The organism is Pseudomonadota bacterium (assembly GCA_026388275.1).
In the GTDB taxonomy this organism is placed as follows: Bacteria; Desulfobacterota; Syntrophorhabdia; order Syntrophorhabdales; family Syntrophorhabdaceae; genus JAPLKB01.
The window spans coordinates 1-10705 of the sequence record JAPLKB010000044.1; the positions used below are offsets into that span (position 1 = coordinate 1).

Here is a 10705-nt window from a genome sequence, read left to right on the forward strand (position 1 = left end):
ACATCGGTGGAATTATGAACGGATTCCTAACCTGGAACTTCAGCAGAATTGGAAAAGCTGGCAAGATAATCGTTATTGGGAAAGCAAAAAACGCTGGGGAGTAGAGAACTATCAGCCTCGACCCCAACAACAAAGGCAGGAACTGAGACGTCAAAGAGAAGAACAGTATCAAAAAAGGCATCAGGGTCAGCCATTACAAGATCAGCCGCCTCAGGTCCATGATCCTAAGAAGCCACCTCAAGGTCAGCAACCTCAGGGAACACCTCAGGTCCAGCCACCTCAAGATCAGCCGCCTCAGGTCAATGATCCCAAGAAACCACCTCAAGATCAGCAGCCTCAAGAGCATCCACCGCAGCCCGCTCAGCCTCAAGGAAGGCCTGAAGGAGGGAGGTAGAACACACAAAGCAAATAACAAAAATTTAAAGTGTGATAATAAAGAAGGAGATGCAAATGCATCTCCTTTTAATTTGAGCAGCAAACTTTAACCGCCTCCCGCTATAATGCCACCGGAATATTATAAAAACATCCGTGCAACCTGATTTATATATATTATTTTAGTGGAGACATTCTTTAGGGAATTAAATAACTCCGTCCTTTCCGCGGAAAGAAACAGAGGGATAGATTTCCAGTATGTTGAGGAGTGCGAGTAGAGAGATCCCTCAGGAAAAAGACTGAACTTATTTTCTTTCATCGATAACGCCGGTATTGTTCCCGACAGGAAACGTTACGGTAAATGTTGTTCCGCCTGATTCTATACAATCATCGACAGTCTTACAATGGCTGCACCTGGCAATATTCCCTGGGCAGACATCTCTATCGGTAGGTATGTATATACATCGCGTGCTCCTGAGCGAAATGTCAAACCCGTAACGCTCGGCGTAGTGTTTAATTCGGAGAAGTTCAAGGCCTTTCCCGCCAGCCCCGAATTCAAAAGGTTTTTTTGTTGTATAGTAATCGGTTTCCTCTGTGTGGAAGAGGCCGTCCATGAGTGAGCCCTGATTTTCCTCAGTGATGCCAATACCACGATCAGATATTTGAAGAAAAATTCCGGTATCTCTCTGGTACGATATTATTTCAATGATTCCGCCATCCGGGGTATTCTCCACGGCATTTTTGATGAGACCTTCAACAACCCCCCTGAGGATAAAAGGGTCCATGAAAATATAAAGGCCGACATCTCCTTCTACTTTAAATTGCAGATTGCGGTGCTCAACAGTCCGTTTTATCTTTTCCAGCATGGAAACAATAAATGTATGAAGGTCTATGGACTGAGATAATCCGGGACTGCCGCCAAGGTATCTGTTTGTCCATTGTTTGAGGGCTTCCCAGTGCAGACGTATCTCTTCCGGTATTTCCGAAAGATCCTCCATCCTCTCCAGAAGACGGTCAATATCGTTGAGGACCATTCCTGCCTCAACTTCCTGAGATACCCTGAATATCTCATTAGTCTCATGTGATATCTCAACAAGACGTTCCGTATTTCTCTCCAGAGCGTTGATAATGTTCTCGAGGGCAGGGGTCAATGCATCTTCGAACTTTCGTTTCAGGAGTTTGACATTTCCCTGAATAACCGAGATAGGCGTTCTTAGTTCATGGGAGATATGATTCACTGCCTTGGTTTTTGCCTTGTTCAGCCGCTCCAGTTCTTTGTGAGACTGCATGAGCGATTCTTCGGCACGTTTTCTTTCCGTAATGTCTCTGAGGTAGATAAGATTGAAGGGCCTGCCCCTAAATGTGATATTGGCGGCTGATACTTCTACATAGAGTGTGTTTCCTTTTTTCGTAATCCCCTTGAATTCATATCGTGACGGCACCGGCTCACCCCGCTGCCGCCTGTTTATGATGTCCGTTACCATCTCAACATTATCGGGATGGATAGTAGATTTTATTGATTTTCCGACGACCTCTTCGAAGCTGTCAAACTCGAACATTTTAATATATTGTTTGTTCGCGTATCGGCATATATCGCCCTGGAGCATCGAAATACCGTCGTTGGAATTTTCGAGGACGACCCTGCCCCTCTCTTCGCTTTCTGAAAGCGCTTCCTCTGCCTTTTTGCGCTCCGTGATGTCGAGCATCGTGCCTTCATACGAAAGGGCTTTGCCGTTTCCATCACGAAATACCATAACGTTCATGGAGACCCAGTGTATGTTTCCGTTCTTTATTCTCAGTCGGGCTTCAAAGCTTTGAACGGAGCTGGACGTGCGAAGAAGGTTTATCAGTCTTTTATGGTCCGATAGATCCACAAAAAGATCCCTGGCGAAAATCAAATTTCTGATTTCAGCAGGGGAAGCGTATCCGTGTATGAGGGCGAAGGAAGGGTTGGCGTGTGTGAAACGACCTTCATGATCTGTCTGGAATATTCCTTCTATGGCGTTGTTAACGATATTTCTGAATTTGGTTTCGCTTTCCTTGAGAGCGGTTTCAAGCTGTTTCAATTCTGCGGGACATTCTTGCAGACTATTGTTGTTTTGAGTTATTTCAGTCATTTCGGTATCGGATATTTTTCCTTGTCGGTTTTCTTCCATAGTATGATTTCCCTTTGGAACCTGTTCCTATTATAAGATATTTTTTAATATATATCTTCCCTCATTTAAAAAAAAGTATCAATGGCTGACTCCCTCTTCACATTAAGTTAATTGGCGTATGCCTCGCCTGCTTTTGCCGGAGGAAGATATTTACTTATTTAAGAACGTACGAACCATTCAAGGTGTTCACATAGTCTACTCGCTGAACCGGCCCAAAGACACAGCGACATTTTGCTTGAAAATCCGTCGCACAGATGATAATCAATATAAGCTTGTCGTTGGGTCCCAAGAATGCCATTACCGCTCCATAGGAAGACGATATGGCGAGTATTGGCACCCACAATCCGCAATAGAAGGGTAAGAGGAGAAAGGATCATGGACAGGGCAAAACAACTTTTCATTACCATCGCAGCTATACTGTTTGTATTTGCTTTCTCTTTTGAGGTCAAAAGCGCGGAACCCCAGACTAAACAACAATCTTACGAATACACGGGAATCATAAAAGCCAAATCATTGGCGGCACATGTTCTTACCGTCCAGACTCAGGAAGGCCCCATTGATTTCCATTATCAACGTCATGGAAAAAAGGAGTGTGCCGGCCTCAGGGAGTTAAACGTGGGAGATAGCATCAAGGTTATCTCCTCTAAAAACAAGGCTATTTCAGAGGCGACGTGCATTACTAAAACAAGGCCTGTTTCAGTATCTAAGTGAACTGTGTGGCAAAGCAGGCATGTAATCATTTTCATACACTAACAAATACGAAAAGTTATAATGGAGGGTTCCTTGAGAACATTGAATAACAGTAAATGGATGTGGTGGACGGCAATCCTGGTGATTACTGCCGTAGCGTTTTTTCCTAGTCCCCCGGCTTTCTCTGAAAGCGGCGCCGTCCGCATCGCGTTGGTTGTCGTGCCGGATGATGTGGTCCGGCCTTTGTTGCCTGACTTTCAGAAACAGACAGGCCTGCGCGCAGAGATTGTGTATTCAGGCGATAATCCCTACGCTGTCGCTCGGGCAGGGAAGGCCGATCTGGTGATCTCGCATTACGGGCATGAGGGTACCAAATCGTTTGTAACTGAGGGGCTGGGGTTGTGGCCGCATCCTGTTTTTGCGAACCAGATAGTATTGCTTGGGCCGCCAAGTGACCCGGCAGGCATCCGTAACCTCACCGATGCAGCAGAAGCATTTCGCCGTATTGCAAAGAGCAAATCGTATTTCCTGACAAACAATGGTGCGGCCGCAAAATACCTTGAGGAAACCCTGTGGAGAAGCGCTGGTATCCAGGAAAAAGGAAGCTGGTATCTCGATCTCAAATCGGAAGGATCACGAGCTGCCCGGGATGCCGCTGGTAAGGGCGCATATGTGCTCTGGGGGTTGCCGCCGTTCCTGCGACTGAAACGCCAGGGGCCTCTCGATCTTGAACCCCTGGTCGTTCAGGACCCTATTTTTCAGCGGATCATGGTCGCTGTTGTGGTCAACTCTAAGAAAGTACCGGGTGTGAACGCTGACGGTGCCACAGCGTTCCAGAATTTTCTGATCGCCCCGGCGACACAAGCCAGGATTCGTGCATTTCGCTATCCTGATTTTGACCAGCAAACATGGTGGCCGGCTGGTCGCCACAACGCTGCGCATGAGTAAGTTCGGCCAAGAATAGAAGGAACAGAAAGGAGTGCCAGAATGAACGATATTATAGGAGTTGTTTGGTTCAACGATGAGTTTGCTTACCGCAGGGCGCTTGCGATCTTTATTGATTCCGAAAATATGCCCGCCACTTTTGAAGACTGGAAAGCTCTTGTCACAAGGCAATGCGAAAAGATTAAGGATGCCGGCAATATCGCTGTTCGCGTAGACATCGATCCGGAAACATTTACCGGTTGGTGCAACTTGCGTGGATTCCAGGCCAATTCCCAGGGGAGATTGGCATTCGCCGAACATGTCGTGCTTGAGCATCAGAAGACCGGCAAAGGAACAGTCATCGAATAGCTCATTGAGTTGAAGCTTTGGAGATGAATTCGCCAACGAAAGTCGCTTTTCCTGATATTACCGACTAAAAGCGACTTTCATACAAATGAGTTATTCTAGTTTCCGTCCGGAAAGGGTCCTTTTCCGCCCCTGCAGCGTCAATTTGCGGTCTTGTTTGTGCGACGTGCATGTTGTACATCTCCGCGCAATCCCTTGAGTTCCTTGCCGGAACGAAAAAAACTTCCTTTCCGACTCGGAAACCGATAGTTTCACATCCGAGGTTTCCGGATGGTAACTATTCTAATTATCCTATGATATTAATAAATTATTAAATTGCCTTTTTTGTAAACTGGGAATATCATATCAGAAAGCAGAAAAAACAAGCATCATATTTTAATTGTTATGCACTATTAAAATAATTTTTGTTAGGCTATAATATCTTTATATGTCAATGCATTTTGAGATTATCGGCGATATTCTGTGGATCGAAACAATTGCTTCAGGTTACAGTATTCGTTAACTGCGAAGGCTGAATCGTTTCTATGGGAAAACAACATGGAGAAAACGTAAAGGAGTTGCAAAGATTAGATTGTCAGATGGCGCTGTAAAAATTGCAGAGTTACATTGGTACGAAGGGCACGGTAAGGGAAGGAAGGAAATAAAAGTTAAAAAATATTTGGAGTAGAAGATTATGAAACACAAATTTTTGCTTTGCATAGACAATGAAGGTTACGAAGCATCCTTGGAGATACGGAAACTGTATGAAAATATCTCGGATAAGGAGGCTGAACGTCACAATCAGGTGAGGATTATTGATGAATCAGGTGAGGATTATCTCTATCCCTCACATTTTTGTCAAACTTTCAACTCAAATAAAAAGCAAGATTTTTGAAAGAACAGCATAACCAAGGGAACGTAGAAGGGGCGTTCTTTAAAAAATAAGAAACTTTTTGATGGCACTGTTGAACGCGTAAAAAAAGGAATATTTTCTTAAAACATTAAATAATATCGGGAAGAAATATTCTTCTCTTTCTCTTGGTAATTCTTACTTCCGCCAAGCCGCTTACTTTGGTGAATCTAATAATGTTCATAAAAACAAGAATGTAGTTATAGGTGTTGCCCTTGGTTATCCTGACCAAAACAGCCCTATTAATAATTTCAAATCGCCCGGAGAGGGCCTGGAAAACTTTGTAAGATGGATTGAATAGATTAAAATCACTTCGGCATTAAAGTTACTCCCCGAAGTTGATACTGCACGGTTTCTGCCTGAAGGGTAGAGCTTCTTGTAACGGAGTTCATGGACTGACTGTTACATCTACTTGATTTCAAAACATAATTTATAATGGATTTTAAAACATTTACCTTGAAATTCAATTAAAAATACAGGAAAATCATTTCATAAGGTATATTGTTCTTCTTTATACAAAAAGGTTTTCCAATGGAACGTAGTACAATCAATAAAATATTATCATCAAAATATTTATATACCCTTGCTACAGAAAATTTAAGGACAGAGCAAGGTATCAAATTGAGTGTTGGTGTAAATCTTTTACAAGATGCAGTTGAGTTATTTCTCCTATCTGTGGCTGAATATTTGAGTGCAGATATACCGATAAACACAATTTTTGATAAATATTTTGATCTTATTAATAAAAAAATTGAGCCAAAAGAACTCCCTTTTCGAAGCAGGCTCAATAGCCTTAATAAACTCAGGGTAAATTCTAAGCATTATGGGATACAGCCCGCTCAAGAGGAGGTTAAACAAATCTCCGTAGTAGTCGGCGAATTTTTCGAAGAGGTTTCTCTTTCTGTTTTTGGAAATAGGTTTGCAACTTTTAGCCTGATTGATCTCTTAAGGGATGGTGAAGCTAAAGAATTACTAAAACAAGCTGAAAATTACTTTAACGAAAAAAATTATTCTGAGTGCCTCATCTGTTCCAGTAAAGCTCTATACTTAGAAATTGAAAAAGATTATGATATTTCAAAATTCAAAGACAAAAGTATTAGTAAAGGCAACTGGGGATTAATGCTTTACGGACCCAAAGCTCCTTTTTGGGCTAAAAATCCAGAGTATATCGAAGAGAAGGTCAATAACCATTGTGATTATATTGTATTTGATCATAGTACTCTTGAAATGGACTTAATAAAAAGCGGCGTAGATACAAACACTTTTTGGAATGTGTGGCGTCTAACTCCACCTGTTTTCCGTTTCGATAAAGACGGTGACTGGATTGTTAAATACAAATTTAAATGTTTTGACGAAGATGGTATTAACAATAGAGCTGAATACGTCCTTTCATCGGCTATTGAAATAATATTGTCTATTCACCAGAAAAAGAGTCAAATTAAGAGTCCCGAAGATAGACTATACAATATTGATCTTGGCCGACCAAATATTCCAGTTTATAGCAAAGCCAGTAAGAACAGTTCGATTGTGAGGAATATCCCAGAAGGTTTAACCAAATTGGAAACTGATTATCGAATTACCGGATTAGACAGCAACGACATTTTTTGGCATGTTAATTATTATAAGATAGACGATGCTATTTTCTTTTCTGGTTTCATACACAATGATGACATCAAATTCACTTAAAGGATAACTATGCCATTTAGCGGATCGCGTACCTCCCCCAATAAAGTGGACACTCTCTTCCAATCTATAATCCTTGTTTTTTCAAAACCACGCGGCTTCGCACCTTATGGTGCAGAAGGCAGCCGCGTATAGCTTCTTGTGTCCACGCTTTACAGATTCCCTTAATTGTGCAATATTACAAATGGAAATGGTCGGAGACGTATTCGCGACCTTGCGTTAGAGTTGCGTGAAGTGTTTTTTACTACGAGGTCTAAAATGGAAGAAAAGAAGATTGCAACATGGATAGACTTTTCAATCTCGTCGGCCTATAAAGTCAAGTACCCGGGTGTGGCGTTTGGGTTGACACTCATTTCAGACTGCCGACTCTTAATCGACAGCACAGGATTAGATCAATACAAGCGAAATCTCCTGCGAAGAATGAGAAAGCGGGAAACACTTGCCCATATCTCTCAGCGTATCGATGTCTATGATAGGTTTTTCCAGAGCTTCGGATTCGAGTGCCCCCTACCTCAGCATCTTAAGAGAACTATTCACAGCGGGTTCCCGAGGTACAACCTCATGGTCGATGCCCACTTCATGGCCGAGATGTGTGCAGGTATCCTCGTGGCGGTCACTGATTATGATCGGATCGAAGGCAGGCTCATGCTCGATGTAGCCCAGGGAAGGGAGACGAGTGTTGGAATGGGAGGTCGCCAATTCATAATGACAGAAGGAGAAATAGTGCTACGGGACGAAAAGGACATCATCTGCGTACTTTGCCAGGGAGCAGATGAAAAAACAAAAGTGAGGGATGATACGCGCAATGTTCTTTTCTATTCCTACGCTGTTCCAGGTATTGATGGGATTTATCTCAAGGAAGGATTGACTGTTGCCGCGCAAACCATGGCCCAGTTGGGAGGGGGAAACGTAAAGGGTTTAGAGGTATTCGTCTAACGAAACATACGGGTGCCTATCGATCGCTTGGCTGCCATAACTCCCTCTTCTAAAGCCTCTAGTATTGATTGACGGCATACTTTGTTACGAGTGGCATTCATTCAGGACTGCCAGGAAGTTTTTGCTTGAAATATCAAAAGAATTGGGACACAATTAGTTTTATGCGGGTGGCGGTGAGGATACATTTGGGTTCGGTGTGTCTGAAAGAAGCCATACCCCTATAGTGACGTGGGGCAAAGAAAACTTTGGAATAGCAAGATGGTGGCCTATCGTTAAAGCGAGGAAAGTGATAATTGAATGAGCGTCGCTGACCGCCCAATAATGGGAGAAAAAAGAAATTGACCATGCCGATACCCACCGAGCCAAAGATCTATCATATTGTCCACGTCGATAAGCTGCCCTCGATTATCGCAGACGGTGGCCTGTGGTGTGACGCAGAGGTCGCACGCCGCTCCACGTCAGGTACTACCATTGGTATGAACGGCATTAAAGAACGACGGCTCCACGAATTAATCCTAACCAGCCATCCGGACCTGCATGTAGGCGACTGTGTGCCGTTCTATTTCTGTCCACGGTCTATTATGCTATACATGATTTATCGAGCGAATGATTTGGAGCTGGGTTATCGAGATGGACAAGGACCCATCATTCATCTGGAGTCAGACTTGCAGCGAACGGTTACTTGGGCGAAAGCGCGAGGCCTCCGCTGGGCCTTTACGCTATCGAATGCTGGTGCACGCTATTTTGAAGATCGGTGTGACCTCGCACAACTCGGCGAGATTCAGTGGGATGCGGTACATGCGATTGACTGGCGGAATTGTAAGGAAGGCAAGCAGGCGGAATTTCTGATCGAACACCAATTTCCATGGGAATTAGTCTCGCGTATTGGCGTACTGTCACAAAAAATCCAAGGTTATGTCACGAACGCCTTGGACGCTGCTCCGTATAAACCGCTTGTGGTAATTAAACCTGAGTGGTATTATTGAAGAGAGGGGAACTTCATATGATCGAATACAAGAAAGGCAACATACTCAGTGAAACCGCTGAAGCACTGGTCAATACCGTGAACTGTGTTGGTATCATGGGACGTGGGATTGCGCTTCAGTTCAAGAACGCTTTCCCGGAGAACTTCAAATCCTATGCCGCTGCCTGTAAACGCAACGAGGTGCGGCCAGGACGCATGTTCATTTACGAGACTGACCAATTGATGAATCCGCGCTACATTATCAATTTTCCGACAAAACGTCACTGGCATGGCAAAAGCCGGATCGAAGACATAGAGGCCGGTCTTGCCGCTCTGGTGGAAGTAATCCGGTCGCGGAAAATCCGGTCGATTGCTATTCCACCCTTGGGCAGCGGACTAGGTGGGTTGAGCTGGTCTGAGGTACGCCCACGCATCGAAGCAACACTCAGAGAATTCAGCGACCTTAAAGTTGTTATTTTCGAGCCAAGCGACACGTCAGCAGATACACGAGCCAATCGTTCGAGTGATGTGCCCCACATGACATCAGGGCGAGCGGCGCTGGTCAAGCTGATGCACCGTTATCTTTGCGGGCTGTTAGACCCCTTCATAACACTGTTGGAGGTGCATAAACTAATGTATTTTATGCAGCAGGCCGGTGAGCCATTACAACTGAACTTCACTAAGGGCCCTTACGGGCCCTATGCTGTAAATTTGCGTCATCAACTGAAAGCTGTCGAGGGGCATCTAGTATTCGGTTATGCTGATGGTGGCGACGCGCCAGCCAAGCAATTGCAGTTGGTGCCTGGCGCAATTGAAGATGCCAGTGAATTTCTCAAAAGCAAAGTTGAGATCCAGGAACGCATCGAAAGGGTTAGCTGTTTAGTAGAAGGATTCGAGTCGCCTTTCGGCTTAGAGTTGTTGTCCACCATTCACTGGATCGCTAGCACTGAAACTGTTCAGTCGCTGGACGAGGTGGTGGCGCGTGTTTATGCCTGGAACGACAGAAAGAAACAATTCTCCAGACGCCAGATTGCGCTTGCGGCCGACGTGTTGTCACAGCAAGGATGGATCAAGAATTAGCGTGAATCACGAATATAGCATGGCCACTGACACCAGCGATACCCCAGATAAAGAGAATTTGCGTGTTCGGCCTATTCACCCATTTCCTGCCCGGATGGCTCCGTCGATAGCCTGGGGGCGTGGACGAAAAATAATAAACTTTTTGATGGCACTCTTGAACGCATAAATAAAGGAATATTTTCTTAAAACATTAAATAACATTTGAAAGAATATAGCCCTCCCTTTCTCTTGGTAATTCTTACTTCCGGGAAACCGCGAAGCCGCTTACTTTGGTGAATCTAATAATTTTCATAAAACACATTCTCAACTGATTTGTTAGATAGGGGTAGGGTGGCTATCGTCCGCCAGCCCTGTAGAACCCTAGGAAATGGCTTGACACATTGTTCTTAAATATCTACAATTAATTTAAAGGCAGTGAACAGTGAACAGTATATAGTGAATAGTGCTAATGGTAAAGGCGGTAAACGGGTTATGACTTCTGAGTATCCCAACCTTTTCTGTAAAGTGACGTAAGATGTTTTTAGTAGACACCAAAGTTGATGTACAATACGACAATGGAGGTGTCAAAATGAAAAGAATTCCCAATGCAGTTTACACAAAGGAGTTCAGAGAGGAAGCGGTGAAGATGGTTACGGAAGGAGGACT

9 protein-coding genes are annotated in these 10705 nt (G+C 44.1%); 8 read left to right on the top strand and 1 reads right to left on the bottom strand.

The features are described 5' to 3' along the window. Positions 1 to 677 precede the first annotated feature (677 nt). A complete protein-coding gene (locus NT010_11340) occupies positions 678 to 2528 on the bottom strand; it encodes a PAS domain-containing sensor histidine kinase (protein MCX5806641.1) in 1851 nt (616 codons plus the stop codon). Between the two features lie 375 nt (positions 2529 to 2903). Here NT010_11340 and NT010_11345 point away from each other — a divergent pair, with 375 nt between their 5' ends. The 8 genes from NT010_11345 to NT010_11380 all read left to right on the top strand — a co-directional run bounded on the left by NT010_11345 (position 2904) and on the right by NT010_11380 (position 10060). Beyond that, positions 2904 to 3239, top strand: a complete 336-nt coding sequence (locus NT010_11345; protein ID MCX5806642.1) for a hypothetical protein — start codon at positions 2904 to 2906, stop codon at positions 3237 to 3239. 72 nt (positions 3240 to 3311) lie between these two features. Continuing rightward, a complete protein-coding gene (locus NT010_11350; GenBank protein MCX5806643.1) occupies positions 3312 to 4166 on the top strand; it encodes a substrate-binding domain-containing protein in 855 nt (284 codons plus the stop codon). Between the two features lie 39 nt (positions 4167 to 4205). Continuing rightward, positions 4206 to 4511, top strand: coding sequence for a hypothetical protein (locus NT010_11355; GenBank protein ID MCX5806644.1), 306 nt, complete (start codon positions 4206 to 4208; stop codon positions 4509 to 4511). 670 nt (positions 4512 to 5181) lie between these two features. Next, a complete protein-coding gene (locus NT010_11360; GenBank protein MCX5806645.1) occupies positions 5182 to 5382 on the top strand; it encodes a hypothetical protein in 201 nt (66 codons plus the stop codon). A gap of 546 nt (positions 5383 to 5928) precedes the next feature. Beyond that, positions 5929 to 7083 carry a hypothetical protein gene (locus tag NT010_11365; protein MCX5806646.1) on the top strand — a complete coding sequence of 385 codons (1155 nt, stop codon included), beginning with the start codon at positions 5929 to 5931 and terminating at the stop codon, positions 7081 to 7083. 255 nt (positions 7084 to 7338) lie between these two features. Then, positions 7339 to 8016 (top strand): phenylalanine--tRNA ligase beta subunit-related protein, encoded by a 678-nt coding sequence (locus NT010_11370; GenBank protein MCX5806647.1) that lies wholly within the window; start codon positions 7339 to 7341, stop codon positions 8014 to 8016. Between the two features lie 344 nt (positions 8017 to 8360). Further along, entirely contained in the window at positions 8361 to 9002 is a 642-nt protein-coding gene (locus tag NT010_11375; protein ID MCX5806648.1) for a DUF4433 domain-containing protein, read from the top strand. 17 nt (positions 9003 to 9019) lie between these two features. Further along, positions 9020 to 10060 (top strand): macro domain-containing protein, encoded by a 1041-nt coding sequence (locus tag NT010_11380; GenBank protein ID MCX5806649.1) that lies wholly within the window; start codon positions 9020 to 9022, stop codon positions 10058 to 10060. Positions 10061 to 10705 lie beyond the last annotated feature (645 nt).